Here is a 22,894-nt window from a genome sequence, read left to right on the forward strand (position 1 = left end):
TGGATGCCGGCACAAGGCCGGCATGATGGAGGTAGCTTCACGGAATCTCGAACAGCCCCGCCGCGCCCATGCCGCCGGCGGTGCACATCGACACGACGACATATTTCACGCCGCGCTTACGCCCCTCGATCAGGGCATGGCCGGTCAGGCGCGACCCGGTCATCCCGAACGGATGCCCGACAGCGATGGCGCCGCCATTGACGTTGAGCTTGTCGGGATCGATCCCCAGCGTATCGCGGCAATAGAGGCATTGCGACGCGAATGCTTCGTTGATCTCCCACAGGCCGATATCCTCGATCTTGAGCCCGGTCCGCTTGAGCAGCTTGGGGATCGCGAAGACCGGGCCGATGCCCATTTCGTCGGGCTCGCACCCCGCGACCTGGAAGCCGCGATAGATGCCGAGAATATCCTTGCCTTCGGCCTCGGCCGCCTTGCGCTCCATCAGGATCTGCGCCGCCGCGCCGTCCGAGAGCTGCGAGGCATTGCCGGCGGTGATGTACTTGCCTTCCTTGATCACCATGCCGTCCTTGAACACGGTGCGCAGCCCCGACAGGATTTCCGCCGTCGTGCCGCCGCGAATGCCCTCGTCCTGGGTGACAGTGACCTGTTCGGTGCCGGTCTGGTTGCCTTCCTTGTCGAACACTGCTTTTTCGACCATGATCGGCACGATCTCTTCGGCAAAGGCGCCTTTCTGCAGGCCATCATAGGCACGCTGCTGGCTCATCGCGCCGAACTCGTCCTGTGCCTGGCGAGAGATGCCATAACGTTCGGCAACGACCTCGGCGGTCTCGATCATCGGCATATAAGCATAAGGCTTCTTCGCGATCACCGACTGGTTCTGGAACGGCTTGCCTGCCTGTTTCGCGGTCAAGGTGATCGATTCCATCCCGCCGGCGAGCGCGACGTCGAGCTCGTCGCACATGATCCCGCGCGCGGCGAGGGCGATCGCGGTCAGGCCCGATCCACATTTGCGATCGAGCGTGAAGGCCGGGACGCTGGTCGGCAAGCCGGCGGCAAAGATCGTGTTGCGCGCAACGTTGTAGCCCTGCGTCCCCCATTCGTTGCCCGCGCCGTAGAACACGTCGTCGATCCGCGCCGGGTCGATGCCGCCGCGTTCGACCGCGGCGTTCATGACATGCGCGCCGATCACCGGCGCCTCGGTGATGTTGAAATAGCCCCGATTGGCCTTGCCGATGCCGGTGCGGGCGGTGGAGACGATGACGGCTTCGCGCATGTTCTATCCTCTCATTTATCGAATATCGGGTATGGCGCTTAATCTGGCCGCGCGGGAAAAGCGAGAGGGCTGGCGCACGCCCCTCACCTGCGCCAGAACGCCGCCATGACGATCATCCCACTTGCCGCACGCTCCTTGCTGTTTGCTCCTGGCGATTCGCCCCGCAAGCTTGAGAAAGCCGGCCTGAGCGCCGCCGACCTGGTGATTATCGACCTGGAGGACGCCGTCGCCGAAAGCGCCAAGCCTGACGCGCGCAAGGCAGTCGCCAGCCACCTCAAGACGACGCATCGCCGCCAACCGCATTGGGTACGGATCAATCCGCTCGATACGCCCCACGCGCTGCCCGATCTCGCCGCGATCGTGCCCGCCCGTCCCGACGGCATTGTCTTACCCAAGGCGACGCGCGCCGACGCCGAGCGGCTGAACAATTATCTGTCGGCGCTGGAGACCGCCGCCGGCCTTCCGCTCGGCGATATTCCGGTGTTCGTGCTCGCGACCGAGACCGCGGCGGGCGTGTTTGACGTCGGCAATTACGCCGGCTGCCCGCGCCTGGCCGCATTGAGTTGGGGCGCCGAGGACAGCGCCACGGCGCTCGGCGCGACCAGCAACCGCGACGACAATGGCGATTACGACTTCCCCTATCAGCTATTCCGCGCGCTCTGCCTGACCGGCGCCGCCGCCGCCTCGGTCAGCGCGATCGAGACGATCCATGGCGATTTCCGCGATGCCGAAGGACTCGACAAGATGGCCCGCCGCGCGCGCCGCGCCGGCTTTCGCGGCATGCTCGCGATCCACCCCGACCAGGTCCCGGTGATCAACGCTGCCTTCACCCCTTCGCCCGACGAAATCGCCCATGCGGAGAAAGTCCTGGCCGCATTCGATGCCAATCCCGGCGCCGGCACGGTGGGCCTCGACGGTGCGATGCTCGACATGCCGCATCTGAAGCGCGCGCAAGCGTTGCTGGCGATGAAGCGATAGCGCAACTCGGTCTTGATCCGCCGCTAGGGAGGATAAAAAGGGGCCTAGTTCGCGCCCTTCCCCGTCCACTTGCCCATCCAGCCAAGCACCTCGCGATACCATTGGCGACTTTCCTTGGGATTGAGCACCCAGTGGCTGCCGCCCGGGAAGACGATCAGGCGCGACGGGATGTCGCGGCGCTGGAGCGCGGTGAAGGCGGCGATACCCTGGGTATAGGGAATGCGGTAATCGCCCTCGCTGGTGATCACCAGTTGCGGCGTCTTCCACTTGTCGACCAGATTGACCGGGTTCCATTTCTCGAACGCGGCCGGATCCTCGTAATAAGGATGCCCGCCATGCTCCCATTCGTCGAACCAGAGTTCTTCGGTTTCGTAGGCCATGGCGCGGGCGTCGAACACGCCGTCATGCTGGACGATGCACTTGAAGCGATCCGGCCAATTGCCCTCGATCCAGTTCATCATATAGCCGCCATAGGACGCGCCAAGCGCGCAGGCATTGTTGCCGTCGAGCCAGGTTAACTTGGTCGTCGCAGCGTCGAGGCCTTTCTTCAGGTCCTCGAGCGGCCAGCCACCCCAATTGTTGCGGATCGCGTCGCTGAAGCCCTGGCCGTACCCGGTCGACCCATGGAAATCGACCGCGACCAGGCCATAACCCGCGCCGGCGAACAAAGCGGGGTTCCAGCGGTAGGACCAGCTGTTGTTGCTCGATCCCTGCGGCCCACCATGCACCATTAAGGCAACCGGCGCCTTGGCGCCCGTAGCGAGCCCGGCTGGCTTGACCGCATAGCCCCACACCTTGTCGTTATTGGCGCCGGTGAAGCTGAAGCGCGTGACCGTCGGCATGTCGATCCCGGCGAACTTGTCGGCATTGACGCTGGTCAGCCGGGCGCTCTTCTTGCCCGCCAGCCAGTAGAAATCGTCGGGCGCGGTCAGCGAGTTCATCGCATAGACCAAGCCCTTGGCGGTCGGCACCACCGCGGAGACCGACCCTTCCTGGGTCAGCCGAGTCGGCTTGCCCGACTTGAGGTCGACCGCGAAGATCGGCACTTCCTGCGTATCCTCGGCAGTGACGTAGACCGTCTTGCTGTCCTCGCTCCACGCGATCGAGCCGACCGAGCGGTCCCAGCTTTCGGTCAGCGCGCGCACCTGCCCGCTTGCCAGATCGCGAACCATCAGCACCTGACGGTCGGCTTCGTAGCCCGGACGCTTCATCGCGAACCAGGCGAGATATTTGCCGTCGGGCGACGCGGTGGGCAAATTGTCCATGCCGTCATTGGCGTCGGTCAGATTGATCGGCGCGGCGGATCCGTCCGCAGGCGCGGCGAAGATGTCGAGATTGGTCGATAGCGGTTCGGTCCGCCCTGCCTCGCGCAGCGCGAAGAACACCGTCTTGCCGTCCGCCGACCACGATACTTCCTCGCCACCACCGAACGGCTTCGAGGGAGAATCGCCGACCAGCCCGCCTTCGATCGCCTTGCCGTAACCGCTCGCCTTGCCGTTCGCCATCGGCAGCACGAACAGCTGCGACCGTGTCCCGTCCGACCAGCTTGCCCAATGGCGGATGAACATCTGATCGAAGGTGCGGCCATTGCCGGCATCGTCGCGCTTCTTGACCATCGCCGGCTCGCTCGACGGCGCGCCGGGCAGGCGATCGGCCCAGATCAGCATATTGTCCTCGGTCGGCGCGACCTTGAACCCGCCGATCCCGCCTTTGAGGTCGGTGACCTGGGTCGGGGCGCCGCCGGTGACGGCGATCGCCCAGACATTGTCCTCGCCGCCCTTGTCGGACTGGAACCAGATGGTCTTGCCGTCATGCGAGAATTGCGGGCTGGTCTCGTTGACCGCCCATTCGCCGATCAGCTTTTCGGGTTTGGCGCCCTTGGTGGTCAGGTCGAGCCGCCACAGATCGTAGCGGCCCTTGTCGCCCGCCAGATCGGTCTCACGCTGCTGCCAGACCAACCAATGCCCGTCGGGCGACACGGCCGGCGACGAGACGCGGCTGAGCATCGTCACATCCTCGATGGTCAGTTGGCGCGCGGTAGCAGGAAAGGCGAATGAAACGAGCGCGACGCTCGCGAGGAGGAGCTTCTTCATGCAGCGAGATAGAGCAGAAGGTGGTTGCCCGAGCAACTACCCGTCGCACCGAAAACTCGCTTCGTCCCGGATCAGCGCTGGCCGGTGATCCGCGCGATTTCCTTGGCGACCATCGCTTCGACCAGATCGGGCAGGTTCGCGTCGAGCCAGTCGCGCAGCATCGGCTTCAGCATCTCGCGGACCAGCCCTTCCAGCGTGTCGCTTCCCGCGACTTCGGGCTTGATGACGAGCCGCGACAGGCTGGCGAGCCTCGCGCGGCTGGCTTCCGCGGCCTCATCGGAGATGATCTTTTCGGCGGGCGTGGCCGGCGCAGGTGCCGCGGCAGCGGGCGCCGCCATCGACGGTGCTTCCGAATCGGGCATGGCTTCGCTCAATTCGAGCACGTCGTCCTCTTCGGCGACCTGGGCCGGAGTCGGCTGCGACGTCGGGCGACGGCGCGCGCGCGATACCCCGCCGGTCTCGACATCCTCGGCGATGATCCGTTTGATCGAGGACAGGATGTCCTCCATCGACGGTTCGGCGCTTACATCCCCCATAGGCGGCCTGCTTCCTGACGACGCACGAACCCGCGCAAATCGCGAGTTATTTGGTCTCGTTTGCGGGACGATCGGGGGCCGTGTCAACCGGGGCGTTCAACTGAGGGTCGAGCGGACGCTTCTGCGACGAGTCCTGCGGGGGCGTATCGCGCGTGCTGGTACCGGTCGGTTTGTAGGCCGGATCCACATCCCAATCGCTCCACTTGCCCTTGACGCGGTTGTAATTGGTCAACGGATCGTAGAGCGCGCCGCCCTCAAGTCCGAGGTCGCGCGCCTCGGCCTGCCCCATCGCCGCGAGCAGCGCGAAACCGGCGACATAAGCGTCGCGCTGCGCGGTCACCAAGGTCACCTGGCTGTTGAGCAATTCCTGCTCGGCGTTGAGGATGTCGAGGATCGTGCGGTTGCCGACGCTATTCTCGGCGCGCACGCCCTCGAGGCTCAGTTTGTTGGCCTCGACCGCGCGCTGCGACGAGGCGATCACCTCGAGCGAGGACTTCCAGATGGCATAAGCCGAGCGGGTCTGCGCGATCACGCCGCGTTCGGTATCCGTCGTCTGTTCGAGCGCCTGGGCGCGGCGCGCCTGCGCCTGGCGCACCTGCGCCGACGGGCCGCCGCCCTGATAAAGCGGGACCGAGAATTGCAGACCGACGGTGCCCGCCGACCCGGTCTGGCCCGGCTTGGGGCTGGTACCGGCGCCGTAGGAACCGAGATAGTTGAAGTAATTGCCGCCGACGACGCCGCTCAATGTCGGCAGCCGCGCGCCCTTGGCCGCATCGATGTCGAAACGCGTCGCGTCGCTGTTCCGCTGTGCCGCGAGCAGCACCGGGTTGTTCTTGAGCGCCACGTCGACCGCGTCGTCGGGCGCATTGGGCAGGTTCGGCAAAGCGGGCGGATCTTCCAACTGCCCCGGAGGCGAACCGACCACCCGAATGTAGCTTTCCTTGCTCGAGATGAGCTGCGCCTGGGCCTGTTCGAGTTGGCCGCGCGCGACGGACAGACGCGCGTCGGACTGCGCGACGTCGGTGCGCGTCAGGTCGCCGACCTGGAAACGATCCTTGGCCGCCTGGAGATTGACCTCCAGCACCTTAACGTTTTCCTTGTTCAGCCCGACGATCGCCTCGTCGCGGATCACGTCCATATAGGCGCCGACCACACCAACGAAGGTATCCGATTCGGTGCCGCGCAATTGCATCCGGCTCGCATCGACCCGCGTTTCGGCGCCCTTGATCGAGTTGCGGACGCGACCGCCGCTATACACCGGAACCGCGAGTTGCGCGCTCGCCTGAAGCTGGCGGTCAGGCGACAGCAAGCTGTTCTGGCTGCTGTTGAGTGCGTTCTCGGTATAATTGCCGGTGACGCCGACATTGGGACGACCCTGCGCCTTGGCGATCGGAACGTTCTCGTCGGACGCGCGAACATTGGCGCGCTCGGCGGCCAATCCCGGATTGGTGTTGTACGCTTTGACGAGCGCGTCGCGTAGTGTGTCGGCTGCTGCCGGCACAGCCGCGACGGCGACCATGGCGACACCAGCGAGTAGGACGGAAACGCGCATCAAATCCCCATTTCTTTTAAAACGCCCATTGCTTTCAAAAGACGAAGCTCCGCGGCGCCGCAAAACCTGGCAGCGCGACGCAATCCACATCGGCGAAAGCGCGCAGCCCGAACGCCCCCTTGATCGTGCGCCCCGACGCGAGGCGCGATACGCCACGTTCGCGCAGCCCCGTCACGACACGCCCTCCAGGAGCAATTTGGCCGACCAGCGATTCGGACAGCGCTTCGACGCAGCCATCGACGACCAGCACGTCGTAAGGCGCGCCCGCTTGATGGCCCTGATCGAGCGGTCCCTCCACCATCTCGACATTGCCGCAACCCACCAGCGCCGCGCGGGCGTGCGCGGCAAGGTCGGTATCGCTTTCGACCGCGACGACCGAGCGGACCAAACCGGACAGCACCGCCGCTGTATAGCCGCCGGCGGCGCCGATCAGCAGCACCTTGTCGGTCGGCTCCAGATAGGCCTCGGTCAATAGCTTGCCGGTCGCGATCGGCAGGTTGAGGTACCGGCCATTGCCGATCGCCACGGCGGTGTCGCGATAAGCCAGACGACGCGCGCCTTCGGGAACGAACTGCTCGCGTGGGACCCTGGCCATTGCGGTCACCACCCGCGGGTCGTTGACCGCGTTGGTGCGCAGCTGGCTCTGCACCATGGCATGGCGCATCGCCTCGAAGCTGATGTCGTCGCCGATCATGTCTGGCGCCAAATTGTTCATAGCCCGCCCAATCGCATAACTGTTTTACGTATGCAACACACTTCATGCCGCTCGGCTGCTATATGGTGCGCCGCGCCGCACGCCAACCCGCAATAGCGCATTAAATTATAGGCATCATATAAAGCCGCTGTTGACTTGGGGCGGTCCGATGCGCAAAGCCCCGCGCCTTACCACGCCTACGAGGCCCGTTGGCGGAGTGGTTACGCACCGGACTGCAAATCCGTTTACGCCGGTTCGATTCCGGCACGGGCCTCCATCGTCGCGCCTTTGCGGCCGCGCGGTCAGGGTAGTTTTTTTCCCATCGATGCCTGCAGGACGGCGTACCATTCGGCGCGCGTCCATTCGACCTTGAAGGCATCGCGCGCCTCGCGAATTCGCTCGACGCGCTGACTGCCGACGATCGGGATGACCCGCGCCGGATGCGCCATCAGCCACGCATAGGCCGCCGCCGCTGCGGAGACGCCGTAGTGAGCGCCCTTCCCCGCCAGCAGCGCGGCAACCGGCCCATCCTGGCCCACCCGCCCTCCGCCCAGCGGCGACCAGGCAAGGACCGCGTGATCGCGTGCCATCGCCAGGTCGAGCGTGCCGTCCCACAGGGGATCGGTGTGGAGCGGCGAGAATTCGGGCTGCGTGCTTGCCAACGGAACCGTGAGGAAGCTTTCCAACGCCGCGACCTGCGCCGGCGTGAAGTTGGACACACCGATCGCGCGCGTCTTCCCGCTGGCGATCATCTTCTCGAGCGTCGCCGCGAGCTCCTGCGGATGTGCGAGCAAATCGGGACGATGGACCTGCCAGAGATCGACCTGTTCGACGCCCAGACGTCGTAGCGACGCATCGAGCGCGCGATCGAGATAGCCGGGGCTCGAATCGTACGGCACGCCAGGGATGATCCCTCCCTTGGTTGCCACCACCATATGCGCGCGCAATTCGGGCGCCTCGCCCAACACGCAGCCGAGCGCCGCTTCGGCATCGCCAAATCCGTCGGCGCCGTTGAAGCCATAGATATCGGCTGTATCGAACAACGTGATCCCGCTGTCGAGCGCCGCCTCGATCAGCGCCCGGGCGCCGATGACGTCGGCGCCACGCAGCCGCCACATGCCCCAGGCAATGGGTGAGACAAGGATGCCACTTTTACCAAGCGGGCGTGATTCAACGGAAAGATGTTCGATCATGGCAGCGCTCTTGCCACGGCTATGGGCCAGCTGAAATGGCTAAAGGATCACGTCGCCTTCGCCACCGGCGAGAATGCGCCCCATCGCCTCGAACAGAGCGTCCATCGCCACCGGCTTGAACAATACCTCGTTGGCGCCCGCTGCGATGCAGCGTTCGCGAAGGTCGATCGCGGTATCGGCGGTGACCACGATGATCGGCAGCTTGGCCTTGGCATCGGGACGTGCGCGAATGCGCCGAATCGCGGTGATGCCGTCCATCCCCGGCATGCGCAGGTCGACCAACGCCATGTCGAAATCGCGCTCTTCGATCAGTTTGAGACCGATCTCGGCGCTTTCCGCCTCGGTCATTGCCGCCCCGGCCACGTCGAGCATGTCGGCGACGACCCGCCGATTCATCGGATCGTCCTCGATGAAAAGCACATTCATCGCAGCGACCCCATCCGGACCGTCGGGCAAAGCATATCAGATAGCATGGTTGGTCCCCCTATCCGCCTATGCAGCCCGACTATCAACATCTTCATTTTGCGCTACCGAAACGATCGTCTGGACCAGTGTCGCCCCGGCAATCGGCTTGGCAATCAGTTGATCTACGCCCGCCGCGGTTAACCGGGTGCGGTCAGCCGCATCCGGGTTTGTCCATAGCAACGACACCGGCGCGCCGGCGAGGCGCCCGATCGCGGCGTCCACGTCCCCGTCCATGGCAATCGTCGCTTCATCGGTGACGATCCGCTGGACGCCGCCCGCTGCGATCATCTCCGCCGCTTCGTCGATCGAGCCGGCCGCGATCAGCGTCGGGAAACGCGGCGCGAACAAGGTCTTCAGCATCGCGCGGCTGATTGGGTTCTTGTCGACGATGAGCAGTGCCTTGCCATGCTCGTGCTCGACCGCCGCGGCTTGATCCTCCTCGACGCGAACCAGCGGGACGGCCAGGGTAAAGGTCGATCCCTCACCCGGAACACTCGCCACCGTGACGTCGCCGCCCATCGCCCGTGCGATGTTGCGGCAGATCGCCAAGCCCAGACCGGTGCCGCCGAACTGACGCGTGGTGCCGGCGTCAGCCTGACGGAACGACTCGAAGATGAGTTCGAGCTTGTCCGGCGGGATGCCAATCCCAGTATCGTGGATTTCGATGGTCACGAGTTCGTCGTCGGCCCCCTGAATCACCCCCGACCGGACGTGAATATGTCCATTCTGGGTGAATTTCAGTGCATTGGAAAGTAGGTTGAATACAATTTGTCGCAAACGCGCCGGATCGCTTTCGATCAGTGGTGGTGCCTCGCTGACGTCGAGTTCGAATTCGACACCCTTCGCGGCGGCCTGATCCTGCCACATGCGAGACACGTCGCGCAGCATCGCCGCCAGATCGACGGGTGCGCGTTCGATCGTCAGATTGCCCGTCTCCATCTTGGCGACGTCGAGAATGTCGTCGACCAGTGCGCGCATCGACACTCCGGCACCGTGCACCACGCCGATCCGGTCGCGCATCGCGGGATCGAGCCGTCGGTCGGCCAGCATCACCTGAGTCATCCCCAAAATGCCATTGAGCGGGGTGCGAATCTCATGACTGGTGGTGGCCAGGAATTCGGTCTTGGCGGCCAGCGCCTTGCCCAAGGCCGCATTGCTCGCTTCGAGATCGATGTTCGCCGCGCGAACCTCGTTCCGACTGCGACGGATCGTGACGAGGCCAAAGCCGAGCATCCCAACGATCACCACCGCGGTCACGCCCGATCCGATGAAAATCCAGAATTGTGTATTGGCCCGCGCCTTTTCGTATTCCGCGCGCCGGTTGGCTTCGTCACGCTGCAGCTTGGCGATCTTGAGGCTTTGATTGGCCGAATCGAATCGCGCCGCCATCAGCGCCGTTGAGTGCGACGACACCAGCTTGGCATTATCGTCGTCGAGCTTCTTCAACGCCACCAGGTGGATCAGCGCGTGCTGCGAATCGCCCAAGCGCTCGTAGATCGCAAACGCGGTTTTATGCGCGCGCCACCAGACCATGGTCGGGTTGCCGATATCAACCCCGGCAAAGGCACGCTCGATCATCGTTCGCGCCTGATCGACTTTGCCGCGTTGCAGCGCTGCTTGCGCCGCCACCGCCCAGAATTGTGCGGCGGACCCGTCGCTATCGCCCTTGCGCAACAACTGAAATCCCTGGGCGATCGTGCGATCGGCGGCATCCAGGTCGCCGGCGAGCAATTCGTTGCGCGCCGCGTTGCGGAGGATCTGTGCTTCGAGCACCGGGCTGTCCATCGTCTCGGCAAGCTTGTAGGCGGCGCGGAAATCGCGTTCGGCATCGGGATAGCGCGCCAATTCCATCAACGCGTCGGCGCGATTGTTGTAGATCGATACCAGCAGTTGCGGATCGCCCTGATAGATATCGAGCGCCTGCCCGTAATATTTGAGCGCCGTATTATAGTCGTTCGCCTCCTGATAGAGCGCGGCGATGCTCAGCAGTGCGATCGATTGGCTGCGCGTGTCGTCAATCGTGCGATAGATCAGGAACGCTGATTGATAGTCAGCCAACGCCGTGGCCACGCTAGCCGACGCAGCGTGATAGCCTGCGCGCGACCGCAACACGTCGCCCTTGAGCTTGCTGGCCTTCGCGTCCTTGAGCGCGGCGAACGCGGCGTCGAGCAGCGGCCCCGCCGTCACGATATCATTCAGGCGAAGGTGCGCCTCACCTTCCAGCCATTGCGCGGTGGCGATATCGATCACACGATCCTGCCCGGTGAGCCGTTCGGCTATCGCCCGCGCTTGCTTGGCTTTGGCGATGGTCTTCGCCGGATCGGTGAGCATCGTCGCCTTGGCGTCGCCGATAGCGCTGTCGAATTGTGCGGCCGGATCTCCTTGCGCGAACGCGGAGACGGGCATCGCCAGAAAGGCGACGATGACCAACAAAAGTGCGGCAAACCGACGAGTCATGACGCGGCAGTAATGACCTCCGCAGCGTTAAAACGGCTTTAAGCGCGTCACGCCAGGCGGCGGAACGCGGTCGCGCGGAAACTGGCGCGCGCCGAATCGACCAAGGCGGCATCCTTATGGTCCCGCAGGAACTGGCGGAACGCCTCGATCTCGATGGGACGGCTGATCAGATAGCCCTGGATGATGTCGCATCCCATCACGCTGAGCAGCGCCAACGCTGCCGGCGTCTCGACCCCCTCAGCAGTCACCTCCATCTCCAGCGCGTGCGCGAGGTCGATGGTCGACCGAACGATCAGCGGGTCGCGGTTGCTGCTGGTCAGCTGGAGGACAAACATTTTATCGATCTTGAGCTCTCGCGCCGGAAGCTGCTTGAGATAGGCGAGGCTCGACAGGCCGGCGCCGTAATCGTCGATCGCGATCGCAATGCCGTGGTCGGCAAAGATATTCAAATTGGCGATCGCGCTGACCGGGTCGCGAATCACCGAGGTCTCGGTGATCTCGAAGCCGAGCGGGACGCCCCCCTTGCTGACCATCTCGCACGCGCGTTTCACGAACGAGGCATTGCTCAGCAATTGGCCGGAGATGTTGACGAAAATCGTGATCTCCTGCCCATCGGCCCGGAGATAATGCTGGTCGGTGATGACCTGTTCGATCGTCCACAGCGTCAGCCGGTCGATGTCGCGCGACGTTTCGGCCAGAGGGATGAAGTCGCTCGGCAGGATCAATCCGCGCGTGGGGTGACGCCAGCGCACCAACGCCTCCGCGCTCGCAATCTCCTGGCGGCGGACATGCACCTTGGGTTGATATTGCAGGAACAGCTCGCCGCGATCGATCGCGCCCTTCAGCTCGCGCTTCAGCGTGATTTTGTCGACCATCGGATCGACCAGCGACAAATCGCGCAATACTAACTGGCTCTCATTACGCGACTGGACCAGCGCATCCTCGGCCTCCTCCGCCAGACGGACATCGTCCAGCGTCCCTGGCGGCCCGGCGGCGATACCGATCGCGAGATCGATGTGATGCCGTTCGCCGTCCAGGTCGAACGGGTCCGCCAGCGCCGCGGTGAGGCTGTCCGAGAATTGCTGAAGTTCGGCCGCGTCGGCAACGCAGGTTTCCACTTCGACCGTCCAGCGGCCGATCACCGTCGCCACGACGCCGGGCATTGCACCCGCGATTCGGTCGGCGATGTCGAAGGCGATGTCGTTCGACCGCGCGACGCCAAGGTGCCGGCGCAGGAATGCCTGATTGGTCATTTGCGCAAGCGCCTGAACGGCCCAGGGTTTCGTGGGGGAAACCTGCGCGAACGGCGTCGCGGCGCCGCGCATACGGCTCCGCGATGTCGACGAAAGGCCGGTTTGGCCAACCGGTTCTTCGACCGGGCTGATCGGGGTGTGGTCGCGCGCCATCATCGCCCTGCTACCCCAAGGGCCTGAAAGAACTCTTAAGCTCGCAAGCCTGAAGCTCAGGGAAAACACGTAACTGCCCGGAATCGCGATTGCTTTTGAGTTAAAAAACTATTAAGAATTCGCTCGTGCCCGGGGTGGGCGCATTAGGAGTAAATCAATGCTCGCGTTTCTCATTGCGCTCGTCCACGGCGAACTCATTCGTCCCTGGTAAAGCGATTTTAGACGGCCCGCTTCCCACCGATTAATTTGTTGATTCAACAAGTTGACGGTGGAAGCGGGTCGCTCTGTATCTGGCCGGTTCGCTCTCTTGCGCCGCCGCCATCGCGACCGAAAATCGCGCTAAATTAACCTTTTATTAACTTTTCCGAATCGGGCGCTAACCATTACGCGCCGTGGCAACCCCCTGCGCGAAAAAAATGGCCTGCCTGTTGCGCAACGCGCTCGTTAGCCGGCGCTCGGCGCACCTTCCGACCATCCGCCACCAATCGCCTTGAACAAGGCAACCGACAGCTGTCGCAGCTGTGCATCGCTGTCCGCCAGGTTTTCTCGCGCGCGTAAGACGTCAACCTGCGTGTTGATGACCGTATCCTGAGCGACCAAGCCTGCCTGGTACCGCGCCAGATCGGCGGCGGCGGTGCGGTCGGCGTCGGCCAACGCCTGACGCAGCAGAGCATTGCGACGGCGCTCGGCATCGATCCGGCTCAACGGATCCTCGACGTCGCGTAGCGCCCGCAGCACCGTCAGGCGATAATCCTGATAGGCTTGCTCGCGCTGCTCCTTGCGGATGTTCACCGTCGCCTTGCGCTTTCCCCAATCCAACAGCGGAAAGGTCGCCTGTCCGGTGCCGGTCAACTGCAGGCTATCGCCCGCAAACAGGCTGCCCAGCGAGGTGGAAATGAGCTGTGCCATCCCGGTCAGGCTGAACTTCGGGTAGAGATCGGCGACGGCAACGCCGATATCGGCGGTCGACGCGGCAAGGTTGCGTTCGGCGGCGCGAATGTCCGGGCGGCGGCGTAGCAGGTCGCTGGGCAATCCGGCTGGAATTTCCGGGGTGGGAACCAGCGCAGGCAACGGCCCGGACAGTTCCGCCATCAAAGCCTCTGGCGGTTGTCCGACGAGGACACCGAGCGCGTGCTTGCGCACGTCGAGATCGGCCTTGAGCGGTTCCAATCGCGCGCGTGTCGCAGTGATGTTGCCGTTCTGCCGGGTGACGTCGATCGATGGCGTCAGCCCGACCTTGGCGATGTTCGAGGCGATCTGTAGCGCCCTGCTCTGCCGTTCGACCTCGCTCTCAATCACGGCGATCTGTTCCTGATCGAGGCGAAGCGCGAAATAGGCGTCGGCGACTTCGGCCGCGAGCGTCACCGCGGCGTCGCGCCCGTTCCACTCGGCTGCCTCCGTTCGCGCCAGCGCCGCCTCGACGCCGCGACGGCCGCCACCGAACACGTCAAGCTCCCAGCTCGCGTCGAAACCGACCGCGAAGGTCTTGATACTGTCGCCGGGCAAAGCGACGCCGGAAGGCGGTCCGCTATTGCCGCCTCCCGAAAAGGCCCGCGCTAGCGTCGCGAAGCCGGCATTCTTGCTGAACTTGACGTCGGTCGCGTTGGCGTCGGCGTTGACCACCGGCTTGTACTGCGCGCGCGCCTGGATTTCGCCCAACCGCGCCTGACGCACGCGGCTGGCCGCGGACGCCATGTCCGGATTGTCCTTCAGCGCGCGATCGATCAAGTCGGTCAGTTTGGGATCGTTGAACGCCTCCCACCAATGCCCCGGATCGATCGCCTGGCCGGGAGGCGGCGCGCCTTGCGGGCCGGCATAGGTCGCAGGGGCTGCCAGATCGGGCTTGGTATAGTTCGGACCGACGGTGCAGGCGGCAAGCGCCAGCATGGAGACGAGCAAAATCGGTTTCTTCATCATCAATGTCCCATTCCGCCGCTCGCGCCCTTGCCCGAGTTCATGAAGATGATCACCGGCAGCAAGATCAGGATCAGCACCATCAGCGACCGGAAGACGTCGAGGAACCCGAGCATCGCCGCCTGCCGCTGCACTTGTTGATAGAGGATCGCCTGGGGCAGCGTGGTCGGATCGCCCAAGCCGGCGAACGCGCCCTGCGCCCTAGCCAGCCAGTCGGTGTAATTGGGATCGAGCGGATTGAGTTTCTGGACCAGCTCTGTCTGGTGCCGCTGCATCGAACCGGCGAGCATCGATTGCGCCGCCGAGATACCGATCGACCCGCCAAGGTTGCGCGCGACGTTGAGCAGGCTCGACGCTTGCGCGGTCTTGTTGCGCGGCAGCCCCTGATAGGCGACCGCGTTGATCGGCACGAACAGGAATGGCAGCGCCATCGCCTGATAAAGCCGCCCCATCGCGGCATCGGCGAAGCTGATATCGACACTGAAATGCGACATGTTCCACAGCGCCGCCGCTTGCACGAGCAAGGCCCCGCCGAGCAGAATCCGGGCGTCGACCTTGCCGACCATTCGGCCCGCGAACGGCACGGCGACCAATGTCGCGAGACCGCCGAGCGTCAGCGCCAGCCCGGCGTCGAACGAGCTGTAGCCCATCACCTGCTGCAACATCTGCGGGATCAGCTGAGTCGTACCGAACAGGATCAGGCCGGTGATGCCCATGATCAGCGTGGTGATCGCGAAACTTCGATTCTTGAACAATTTGAGGTCGACCACTGGGTCCTTGTGGTTGAGTTCCCAGAAGACCAGCGCGACCAGCGATACCGCCGATATCGTCGCGGTGGCGACGATCAGCCCGCTGGCGAACCAGTCCTCGCGTTCACCGCGGTCGAGCGTCAGTTCGAAAAAACCGAGGCCAAGCGCGACCAGGATCACGCCGATATAATCGATGCGAAGCCCGCCCTCGAGCCGCTTGGCGCGATCGTCCTTCACTTGCTTGGGCTCGTCGACGAACAAATCGGCCAGGATCCAAGCGCCAATACCGATCGGGACGTTGATCAGGAACACCCAATGCCAGCTCGACGTTTCGGTGATCCAACCACCGAGCGTCGGTCCAAGCACCGGACCGACCACGACGACGATAGCGAAGGCCGCCATCGCCATGCCGCGCTGCCTGGGCGGGAAAGTGTCGACCAACATCGATTGCTCGACCGGCGCCAGCCCGCCGCCGCCTATCCCCTGGAAGACGCGCGCGATGACTAAGGTCGTAAGATTGGGCGCGATCCCGCAAACGAACGACGAGATCGTGAACAAGGCGATCGAGATCAGGAAATAGCGTTTGCGCCCGATCGCGTCGGACAGCCAGCCCGAGATCGGGATGACGATGGCGTTGGCGACCAGATAGCTGGTCAGCACCCAGGTCGCCTGATCAATGGTGATCGACAGGCCGCCGGCGATATGGTCGAGGCTGACGTTGGCGATCGAGGTGTCGAGCACCTCCATGAAGGTCGGCAGTGAGATGATCGCGACGATCAGCCAGGGATTGAACCGCCCCGCCGCCGACCTGCCGTCATCCCAGCCATCCTCGCTCGGCGCGGGTTTCGCCGCGCCGGCCGGAGCCGCGGCACTCGCCATCTCAGCGGACCTTGACCGACGGGGTCACCGACATGCCGGGGCCGATCGGGTAATTGCGCGGATCTGGATTGCCGTTGCCGGTGATGAAGTTGATCCGCACCGGCACGCGCTGGACCACTTTGACGTAATTGCCGGTCGCGTTCTGCGGCGGCAGGATGGCGAAGGCCTGACCGGCGCCGCGCTGGATCGAATCGACCCGCCCCTTGAACTCGACATCAGGATAGGCGTCGACCTTGATCGTCACCGGCTGCCCGATCCGCATGTTCTTGAGCTGGGTTTCCTTGAAGTTCGCGGTGACCCACATCGTATCGGGCACGATCGCCAGCAACTGGCTGCCCGGCGCGACGTACGAGCCCTTGTTGACCTGGCGATTGACCACCTGGCCCGAGACCGGCGCGACGAGGCGGAGATTGCCCAAGGTGACATTGGCCTGCGCGACCTGCGCACGCTTGGCGGCGATGACCGCGCCGGCGGCATCGACCTGCCTGCGCGCGACGGCGATCTGCGCGTCCGAGCTCGCGATCTGGCGCTGGGCAGCATCGGCCTGCGCCCGGGTCGAATTGGCGTTGGCGCGCGCCTGGTCGAGCTGGGTCGAGGCGACCGCCGAGCGATCGATCCTCGCCAGATTCTGATAGCGGGCGAGATCCTGTGCCGCCTTGACCGCGGCGGCCATTGGGGCTTGCGCTTCCGCCGCCGACTGGTTGCGCGTGGCGATCGCGCTGCTGACCTGCGCCTGCGCCTGTTGCAGCTGCGCGAGGGCCTGATCGACCCCGGCGCGGGCTTCGTCGAGCTGCGCTTCGGGACCCGTGGGCTTGATCACCGCCAGCAACTGGCCGGCATTGACGTGGCGATTGTCTAAATCGGCGACATCGATCAGCGTTCCGGCCACTTCGGGTGCGATGCGGACGATGTGCGCGTCGACGAACGCGTCATCGGTCGCTTCGAACTGACGCGAGTGCAGATAATAGAGCGTGCCGCCAATGACCGCGACCCCTGCCACCAGGATCAATACCCAGAAGAACGGCCGGCGATAGATCGGGGTCGTGTCCTTAGCGTTCTTGCCATCGTCGTGCGCGCCGGCGTCGGGCTGATCGGCTGCGGGCTCGGGCTTGGTATCGTCGCTCATCGGCTTTCCTTTGCTTCCGCCGTCAGGGCATCGAGAATGGCGTTGGTGTTGATCCGGATTCGCGCGCGGATTCGTTCGGCGAGCGCTGCATCAATCACCTCGACGTCGAGCACACGCAGCACTGAGGCGCGTGCCGATCGCACGACCAACACCTGGCCGAACAACGTCATCGTCGCGATTCGTGCCGCCTCGCTGTCGTCGATCCCGGCCGCGGTGCAGACGAACCGCACCAGCCTCCGCAGCATCTGGCCCATCGGTCCGTCGAACAGCCGGGCAAAGGCGGCGGTTGGGTGCATCTGCTCCCGCACGATGAACAGGCTCCAGTTCCGGACCTGCTGGTCGAGCATCTTGTCGAGCAACGCGCCCAGCACACGGTGAATGGCCTCGCGCGCCGCGACCTGATCTCCGTCGGCCACTTCTATCGCGAACGCGGGCGACATCGTCTCACCCATTTGCTGCGCGATATAATCGGCTGCGGCCAGATAAAGCCCCTCCTTGCCACCGTAATGATAGGTGATCGAAGACATCGCCGTCCCGGCGGCCGCGGCGATTTCGCGCGTGCTGGCCCCTTCCAGCCCATGCCTTCCGAAGGCATCGACCGCGATATCGAGGAGTCGCTGCTGGACCATGTGCCGCCCATTAGTTCGTTCGAACGAACAAGCAACCTTTAAATGAAAGGAGAGAGCAAAATCCGCTCTCCCCTCCCCGCGATCAGATGGTCGTCAGCTGACGAATTGCAACAGGATCCAATATAGGCCGCCCGACAGGATCATTGCCGCCGGCAGCGTCAACACCCAAGCAAGCACCATGTTCCGTATCGTGCGGAATTGCAGCCCGGCGCGATTGGCGAGGCTGGCTCCGGCGACGCCCGACGTCAGGATGTGCGTGGTCGACACCGGCACCGCCATTCTGTCCGCGAACGCGATTGTAACGCCGGCGACCAGTTCCGCCGCCGCGCCCATGCCATAGGTCAGATGCGTCTTGCCGATCCGCTCGCCCACCGTCTTCACGATGCGCCGCCAGCCGACCATCGTGCCAAGTCCGAGCGCGATCGCCACCGCCAGCTTCACCCAGATCGGGATATAGCGCGTGCCCTGTTCGAGGTTCTTCTGATAACCGTCGATCGCCTTGAGTTCGTCTGGGCGGAACCGCGAGCCGGCGTCCTTCGCCTTGGTGATCAGCTTCGACGTGTCGAGCACGAGGTACATGTCGTTGCGCAGGTTTCCGGTCGCCGCCGCGGGAACGTTGGAAATCGTGCCATAGCCCTGGATGCGCTGGCTGATGTCGCCCGACAGCGTGGTGATTGCGCCATAGACGCGAGCATCGTCTGCCTTGCGTTGTTGCAGCGCGGCGACCAAGGTCGCGCGGGCATTGTCGGCATTCGGATCCGCGGCACCGGCGCGTGCCGCGAACGGCGCCACCCCGCTCTTCGCAGTCTCAATGAACGCCGCGCTGGCGCTGGCCGGCATCGTCCGATTGAGCGCATAAGCGGTCGGCGCGCAGCCGATCAGGATGAGCATGATCAGGCCCATGCCCTTTTGCCCGTCATTCGAGCCGTGGAAGAAGCTGACGAGCGTACAGGTAAAGATCAGCAACGCGCGGATCGGCCCCGGCGGCGGCGCGTCACCCTGGGGCGCCTCGTAGAGGCTGGGCGTACGGATCACCTTTTTCATCAGCGAGAGCAGAAGGAACGCGCAGGCGAATCCGATCAACGGGCTCCAGAACAGGCCGGACAGCACGCCATAGGCCTGGCTCCAATCCACCCCCGCGGTGCCGCCCTTCGAGCCCGAGGAGATCAACTGATTGGCGAGACCGACGCCGAGCACCGACCCGATCAGCGTGTGGCTCGACGAATTGGGCAGCCCGACATACCAGGTCGCCAGGTTCCACAGCACCGCCGCCAGCAACAAGGCGAAGATCATCGCATAGCCGGCATTGGATCCGACATGCAGGACCAGGTCGACCGGCAACAATGTAACGATCGTATAGGCAACCGCGCCCGAAGACAGCAGCACGCCGAGGAAGTTGAACGCCCCCGACCACATCACCGCGAGTGGCGCCGGCATCGAATTGGTATAGATGACCGTCGCCACCGCATTGGCGGTGTCGTGAAAGCCATTCACGAATTCGAAGCCTAGCGCGATCACCAAGGCAACGATCAGGAACGCAAAGACGTGCGTCGCCATCTGTTCGCCGACATGGTTAGTGTCGACCAGGATCGAATAGCCGGCATAGCCCAGCGCGCCGATGATCAGCGCGACGAACACGAATTTCGCGATCGGATGGTTCGGCTGATCGAGTCGTGGGCCTCGCACATCCTGGCCGGACTCGGCCGCGAGAAGCACTTGGCCTGAATCAGCCGTCAAATCGGTAGCCATGCCGCCGCCCTGCACGGATCGTGTGACAGGCTTGTTACAGCCCTGTCCCAACGCGGGGCGGCATTGCCGATTTCTTCATAGTCGCGCGGCTAAGCCGCCTCCGATCGACATCGATTCGCCAAGGGACGCGCATGAAGGAGAATAGGTCATTCGTGATCACGCTGGCGCTTGCGATAATGTCGGGCGCGATGATCGGATTGTTCGCGTTCGGCGTTAGCGGCAAGGGCGCTCAGCCGGCCCCCGCGATAGAGGCCTCCCCGGATGCCAATGTCAACGCCAGCGCGGCGCCTTCAGCGCCTTCGCCTTCGAGCCCTACGCCCGAATCGATGGCGCCGGTCCAATATGACGATCCCAATGCCGGCGGCACTCCCGCAGCGACGCCGACGCAAGAGTCTCCGGTCCGCCGCCCCGTCTTGTTGTGATCAGCGGCGGCGCGACGCGGCCAGCCCGATCCAGCTCAGCACTCCCGCCGCCGCCAGATACAGACCGACCCAACCGAGCCCGCGCGCCGACAATGCCTGCGCCGCAAATGGGGTCAGCGCGCCTCCAATCACGCCGCCGACATTGAACGCGATCGACGCCCCGGTATAGCGCACGCGCGCCGGGAATTGATCGGGCAGCCATGCGCCGACGGGCCCATAGACGAACCCCATCACGAACAGCGCCAAGGCGAGAAACACACCTGCCAGTAGCAGCGGCCCCGCCATCAGCGGCGCGAGCAAGATGCCCGCGACGACCGTCCCGGCGCATCCCCACATCAACACTGCGCGCGGGCTCGACCGGTCGCTCCACCAGCCGGCGATCGCGATGCCCGCGGCCATGAACAGGATCGCGACGAGCTGGACGCCGAGAAACGCCTGTTTGGGGTGGCCGAGCTTGGTCGTGCCGTAGCCCAATGCGAACGCGGTCGCGATGTAGAAGATCGCGAAACACGCCACCACCGCCAGCGTCCCGCGCGCGACTGCGCCGAGATGCTCGCGCGCCATTTCGCCCAGCGGAACGCTCGGCGGCGGCCCTTCCGCGAGGACGCGCTTGAACGCCGGCGTCTCGCTCACCTTGAGCCGCACCCACAGCCCGAGCCCGACCAGGATCGCGCTCGCCAAGAACGGCAGCCGCCATCCCCAGTCGCGAAACTGCTCGGGCGTCAACGTCACGCCGAGGATCAGGAACAGGCCGTTCGCCGCGATGAACCCGATCGGCGCGCCCATTTGCGGCGCGGTGCCGAACCTGCCACGCCATCCCTCCGGCGCATTCTCGACCGCGAGCAAGGCCGCTCCGCCCCACTCGCCGCCCAGCCCGAACCCCTGGCCGAACCGCAGCACGCACAGCAATAACGGCGCCCACCAGCCGATCTGCTGATAGGTCGGCAGGAACGCGATCAGCAATGTCGACGCGCCCATCAGCATCAGGCTGGCGACCAGCGTCGACTTGCGGCCGATGCGATCGCCGAAATGGCCGAACACAGCGGCCCCTACCGGGCGCGCGACGAAGGCGAGCCCGAAACTGGCATAAGCCGACAGCAATTGCGCGGTGTCGGAGGTCGACGGAAAAAACAGCGGCCCGAGCACCAGGGCGGCGGCGGTCGCGTAGATATAGAAATCGTAAAACTCGACCGAGGTGCCGACGAGCGCGGCGAGCAGGATACGGCGATTGGCAATGATCGGGTGCATGCGCCCACTGCACGCAGCCTGAGACAATTTGCAACAATTGCGACATTGCGCTGCGACAAAGTGCGCCTACCTATGCGTTGCCGCGGAGAGTTCTTCCCCTTGCTTGCCGCGGTTTGTACCGGTCGCCTCCCCTGTCGGCCGGTCCTCCCTGAACTACGGGGCGGTTCCACCTGCGAACCGCCCCCTTTTTTGCCTAGGGAAGCTTCGCCACGCTCCTCATGCGCGGCTGCCGGCCGCTCACAGAAAATCGCTGAGCGTGAACGCAACATCCAGCGATTGCCCGCCTCGCTCTATCTTCAGCACAACGCGACTGCCGACCGATGAACTGATCGTCCTCAGTACATCGCTCCATTCTCCGACGACGCGGTCGCCCGGCTGGATGCCTGCTTTGGCCGCGGGACTGCCATTGCCCACCGACGCGACAAGGATCCGCGAACCGGCGCGATCGAGCCAGAGACCCGACGGGCCATAGCGGTCGGGCGGCGAAACCTGGCGGCTGGGCTTGATCCACAATCTGCGACCGCGGGAATCGATCGACGTGTTGAACAGCCGGATGAACGACAAGCCGACAATGCCGTCCAGATCGCTGTCAAGATCGTTGCCGAGCAACGAAATCAGCGGGCGATCGAGCCGCACGTCGCCGAGCGTCATCTCGTCGACCCGCACCGTCCGCGCGATCGGCCCGGCCCCGCCGATGCCGTTGGGGCGGCTGGGAGCGAACGGGCGATTGTCCCACAACCCGAGGCGTCGCGCCGCCGCTTGGTAGAGCGACAGCGTGTTGGGAGACCCGGTGTCGAGCGCGCAACGCAGCGGACGGCCGTTAACGAGGATCGTCGCGACTATCTTGCGCGAACCTCGGTCGGGCTGGTTCGCGCGGGGAATTTCCGAGTCGACCGCGACATAGCCGGCCCGGTCGCCGCGGCCATCGGGATAGATGCGCAACTCGCCCGCATCGAAATCGAGATCGGTGTCGCTCGCAGTCAAGATCCCCGCGGCCAGCGCCCCGTATATGTCCTGCTGATAGCCGAACCTGAACGAATCCTCGAGCACCACCGACGATTGGCGAATCCCGCCGCCGATAATGAAATCGCGCGCGAGATAGATTGCGTACCGGTCGCCCTTACCGCCGATCCCGCGCGAGGCTTCATAGCCCTGAACCGGCAAGTTGAGTTTCTTGGCAAGATCGGGGCGGACAATGCTCACATACGTGCCGGTATCGATCATGAAGATGAACGGCCCCTGCCCGTTCATCCCCACGGCGATCAGCACGCGGTTACCCTCGAGCGAGATGCTCGCCTTGAACACCCGCCCTTGCGCTGCGAATGCGGGCAGCGATCCGACCATGATTCCGCCGGCCACCGTCGCGATCGCAGTCCGCCTGTCAAACTCGACCATGCCTGATTCCCCGCTTCTCGCCGCATCCTATCGGGCACGGTAGTGGAGGAAAACCGTTTGCCGAAAAATCAGTCGCTTGCGACATTTTGATACAGCCGTGACACGCGCGTGCGACAAATGGCGCTCAGAGCGCCGCTCGCGGTAGGCCCCTTGCGTGCCGCGAGCGCCGGTCCAT

Annotated in this window: 18 protein-coding genes and 1 tRNA gene; 3 read left to right on the forward strand and 16 right to left on the reverse strand. The window is 64.3% G+C overall.

Features of this window, described 5'->3' with window-relative positions; translation table 11 throughout:
- Window positions 1-37: 37 nt before the first annotated feature.
- The gene (locus tag AC1DRD_RS12840) at window positions 38-1,234 is read right to left on the reverse strand and encodes an acetyl-CoA C-acyltransferase (protein ID WP_478041668.1); all 1,197 of its coding nucleotides are present in this window, start codon (window positions 1,232-1,234) and stop codon (window positions 38-40) included.
- A gap of 105 nt (window positions 1,235-1,339) precedes the next feature.
- Here AC1DRD_RS12840 and AC1DRD_RS12845 point away from each other — a divergent pair, with 105 nt between their 5' ends.
- On the forward strand, window positions 1,340-2,212 hold the full coding sequence (locus AC1DRD_RS12845) for an HpcH/HpaI aldolase/citrate lyase family protein (RefSeq protein WP_478041669.1): 873 nt from the start codon (window positions 1,340-1,342) through the stop codon (window positions 2,210-2,212).
- A gap of 44 nt (window positions 2,213-2,256) precedes the next feature.
- Here AC1DRD_RS12845 and AC1DRD_RS12850 read toward each other — a convergent pair whose 3' ends face one another.
- The 4 genes from AC1DRD_RS12850 to AC1DRD_RS12865 form a co-directional block, all read right to left on the reverse strand.
- Window positions 2,257-4,305: a S9 family peptidase gene (locus AC1DRD_RS12850; protein WP_478041670.1), complete on the reverse strand. Its 2,049-nt coding sequence runs from the start codon at window positions 4,303-4,305 to the stop codon at window positions 2,257-2,259.
- A gap of 71 nt (window positions 4,306-4,376) precedes the next feature.
- The gene (locus AC1DRD_RS12855) at window positions 4,377-4,841 is read right to left on the reverse strand and encodes a DUF2497 domain-containing protein (protein ID WP_478041671.1); all 465 of its coding nucleotides are present in this window, start codon (window positions 4,839-4,841) and stop codon (window positions 4,377-4,379) included.
- A gap of 46 nt (window positions 4,842-4,887) precedes the next feature.
- Window positions 4,888-6,393 (reverse strand): TolC family outer membrane protein, encoded by a 1,506-nt coding sequence (locus AC1DRD_RS12860; protein ID WP_478041672.1) that lies wholly within the window; start codon window positions 6,391-6,393, stop codon window positions 4,888-4,890.
- A 34-nt stretch (window positions 6,394-6,427) separates the two neighbouring features.
- Window positions 6,428-7,087, reverse strand: coding sequence for a protein-L-isoaspartate O-methyltransferase family protein (locus AC1DRD_RS12865; RefSeq protein ID WP_478041673.1), 660 nt, complete (start codon window positions 7,085-7,087; stop codon window positions 6,428-6,430).
- Between the two features lie 203 nt (window positions 7,088-7,290).
- Here AC1DRD_RS12865 and AC1DRD_RS12870 point away from each other — a divergent pair.
- Window positions 7,291-7,364: transfer RNA gene (locus AC1DRD_RS12870), tRNA-Cys, on the forward strand.
- Between the two features lie 25 nt (window positions 7,365-7,389).
- Here AC1DRD_RS12870 and AC1DRD_RS12875 read toward each other — a convergent pair.
- The 9 genes from AC1DRD_RS12875 to AC1DRD_RS12915 all read right to left on the reverse strand — a co-directional run bounded on the left by AC1DRD_RS12875 (window position 7,390) and on the right by AC1DRD_RS12915 (window position 19,654).
- Complete coding sequence (locus tag AC1DRD_RS12875; protein WP_478041674.1) at window positions 7,390-8,205, reverse strand: aldo/keto reductase; 816 nt, start codon at window positions 8,203-8,205, stop codon at window positions 7,390-7,392.
- A gap of 114 nt (window positions 8,206-8,319) precedes the next feature.
- Complete coding sequence (locus AC1DRD_RS12880; RefSeq protein WP_478029166.1) at window positions 8,320-8,706, reverse strand: response regulator; 387 nt, start codon at window positions 8,704-8,706, stop codon at window positions 8,320-8,322.
- A gap of 66 nt (window positions 8,707-8,772) precedes the next feature.
- On the reverse strand, window positions 8,773-11,202 hold the full coding sequence (locus AC1DRD_RS12885) for an ATP-binding protein (RefSeq protein WP_478041675.1): 2,430 nt from the start codon (window positions 11,200-11,202) through the stop codon (window positions 8,773-8,775).
- Window positions 11,203-11,249: 47 nt separating this feature from the next.
- Window positions 11,250-12,455 (reverse strand): EAL domain-containing protein, encoded by a 1,206-nt coding sequence (locus tag AC1DRD_RS12890; protein WP_478029168.1) that lies wholly within the window; start codon window positions 12,453-12,455, stop codon window positions 11,250-11,252.
- A gap of 597 nt (window positions 12,456-13,052) precedes the next feature.
- Window positions 13,053-14,522: an efflux transporter outer membrane subunit gene (locus AC1DRD_RS12895; protein ID WP_478029169.1), complete on the reverse strand. Its 1,470-nt coding sequence runs from the start codon at window positions 14,520-14,522 to the stop codon at window positions 13,053-13,055.
- Between the two features lie 2 nt (window positions 14,523-14,524).
- Window positions 14,525-16,150: a DHA2 family efflux MFS transporter permease subunit gene (locus tag AC1DRD_RS12900; protein ID WP_478041676.1), complete on the reverse strand. Its 1,626-nt coding sequence runs from the start codon at window positions 16,148-16,150 to the stop codon at window positions 14,525-14,527.
- 1 nt (window position 16,151) lies between these two features.
- Window positions 16,152-17,276, reverse strand: a complete 1,125-nt coding sequence (locus AC1DRD_RS12905; protein ID WP_478029171.1) for an HlyD family secretion protein — start codon at window positions 17,274-17,276, stop codon at window positions 16,152-16,154.
- Entirely contained in the window at window positions 17,273-17,905 is a 633-nt protein-coding gene (locus tag AC1DRD_RS12910; RefSeq protein ID WP_478029172.1) for a CerR family C-terminal domain-containing protein, read from the reverse strand. Before AC1DRD_RS12910 ends, AC1DRD_RS12905 begins: the two co-directional genes overlap by 4 nt.
- A gap of 93 nt (window positions 17,906-17,998) precedes the next feature.
- A complete protein-coding gene (locus AC1DRD_RS12915; RefSeq protein WP_478041677.1) occupies window positions 17,999-19,654 on the reverse strand; it encodes an inorganic phosphate transporter in 1,656 nt (551 codons plus the stop codon).
- Window positions 19,655-19,785: 131 nt separating this feature from the next.
- Between AC1DRD_RS12915 and AC1DRD_RS12920 the strand changes: the two genes are divergently transcribed.
- Window positions 19,786-20,076 carry a hypothetical protein gene (locus tag AC1DRD_RS12920; protein WP_478029174.1) on the forward strand — a complete coding sequence of 97 codons (291 nt, stop codon included), beginning with the start codon at window positions 19,786-19,788 and terminating at the stop codon, window positions 20,074-20,076.
- Here AC1DRD_RS12920 and AC1DRD_RS12925 read toward each other — a convergent pair whose 3' ends face one another.
- Window positions 20,077-21,324, reverse strand: coding sequence for an MFS transporter (locus tag AC1DRD_RS12925; RefSeq protein WP_478041678.1), 1,248 nt, complete (start codon window positions 21,322-21,324; stop codon window positions 20,077-20,079).
- Between the two features lie 237 nt (window positions 21,325-21,561).
- Window positions 21,562-22,719, reverse strand: coding sequence for an aspartyl protease family protein (locus AC1DRD_RS12930; RefSeq protein WP_478041679.1), 1,158 nt, complete (start codon window positions 22,717-22,719; stop codon window positions 21,562-21,564).
- Window positions 22,720-22,894: the final 175 nt, after the last annotated feature.

The sequence above is a fragment of the Sphingomonas sp. P4_G2 genome, assembly GCF_056401155.1.

Excerpts from the sequence above, each read along its gene's own strand:
- AC1DRD_RS12925 (WP_478041678.1), bottom strand. The coding sequence starts at position 21,324 with ATGCACCCGATCATTGCCAATCGCCGTATCCTGCTCGCCGCGCTCGTC.
- AC1DRD_RS12920 (WP_478029174.1), top strand. The coding sequence starts at position 19,786 with ATGAAGGAGAATAGGTCATTCGTGATCACGCTGGCGCTTGCGATAATG.
- AC1DRD_RS12895 (WP_478029169.1), bottom strand. The coding sequence starts at position 14,522 with ATGAAGAAACCGATTTTGCTCGTCTCCATGCTGGCGCTTGCCGCCTGC.
- AC1DRD_RS12845 (WP_478041669.1), top strand. The coding sequence starts at position 1,340 with ATGACGATCATCCCACTTGCCGCACGCTCCTTGCTGTTTGCTCCTGGC.
- AC1DRD_RS12885 (WP_478041675.1), bottom strand. The coding sequence starts at position 11,202 with ATGACTCGTCGGTTTGCCGCACTTTTGTTGGTCATCGTCGCCTTTCTG.
- AC1DRD_RS12915 (WP_478041677.1), bottom strand. The coding sequence starts at position 19,654 with ATGGCTACCGATTTGACGGCTGATTCAGGCCAAGTGCTTCTCGCGGCC.
- AC1DRD_RS12850 (WP_478041670.1), bottom strand. The coding sequence starts at position 4,305 with ATGAAGAAGCTCCTCCTCGCGAGCGTCGCGCTCGTTTCATTCGCCTTT.
- AC1DRD_RS12875 (WP_478041674.1), bottom strand. The coding sequence starts at position 8,205 with ATGTGGCGGCTGCGTGGCGCCGACGTCATCGGCGCCCGGGCGCTGATC.
- AC1DRD_RS12880 (WP_478029166.1), bottom strand. The coding sequence starts at position 8,706 with ATGAATGTGCTTTTCATCGAGGACGATCCGATGAATCGGCGGGTCGTC.
- AC1DRD_RS12910 (WP_478029172.1), bottom strand. The coding sequence starts at position 17,905 with ATGGTCCAGCAGCGACTCCTCGATATCGCGGTCGATGCCTTCGGAAGG.
- AC1DRD_RS12865 (WP_478041673.1), bottom strand. The coding sequence starts at position 7,087 with ATGATCGGCGACGACATCAGCTTCGAGGCGATGCGCCATGCCATGGTG.
- AC1DRD_RS12900 (WP_478041676.1), bottom strand. The coding sequence starts at position 16,150 with ATGGCGAGTGCCGCGGCTCCGGCCGGCGCGGCGAAACCCGCGCCGAGC.
- AC1DRD_RS12860 (WP_478041672.1), bottom strand. The coding sequence starts at position 6,393 with ATGCGCGTTTCCGTCCTACTCGCTGGTGTCGCCATGGTCGCCGTCGCG.
- AC1DRD_RS12855 (WP_478041671.1), bottom strand. The coding sequence starts at position 4,841 with ATGGGGGATGTAAGCGCCGAACCGTCGATGGAGGACATCCTGTCCTCG.
- AC1DRD_RS12890 (WP_478029168.1), bottom strand. The coding sequence starts at position 12,455 with ATGACCAATCAGGCATTCCTGCGCCGGCACCTTGGCGTCGCGCGGTCG.
- AC1DRD_RS12930 (WP_478041679.1), bottom strand. The coding sequence starts at position 22,719 with ATGGTCGAGTTTGACAGGCGGACTGCGATCGCGACGGTGGCCGGCGGA.
- AC1DRD_RS12905 (WP_478029171.1), bottom strand. The coding sequence starts at position 17,276 with ATGAGCGACGATACCAAGCCCGAGCCCGCAGCCGATCAGCCCGACGCC.
- AC1DRD_RS12840 (WP_478041668.1), bottom strand. The coding sequence starts at position 1,234 with ATGCGCGAAGCCGTCATCGTCTCCACCGCCCGCACCGGCATCGGCAAG.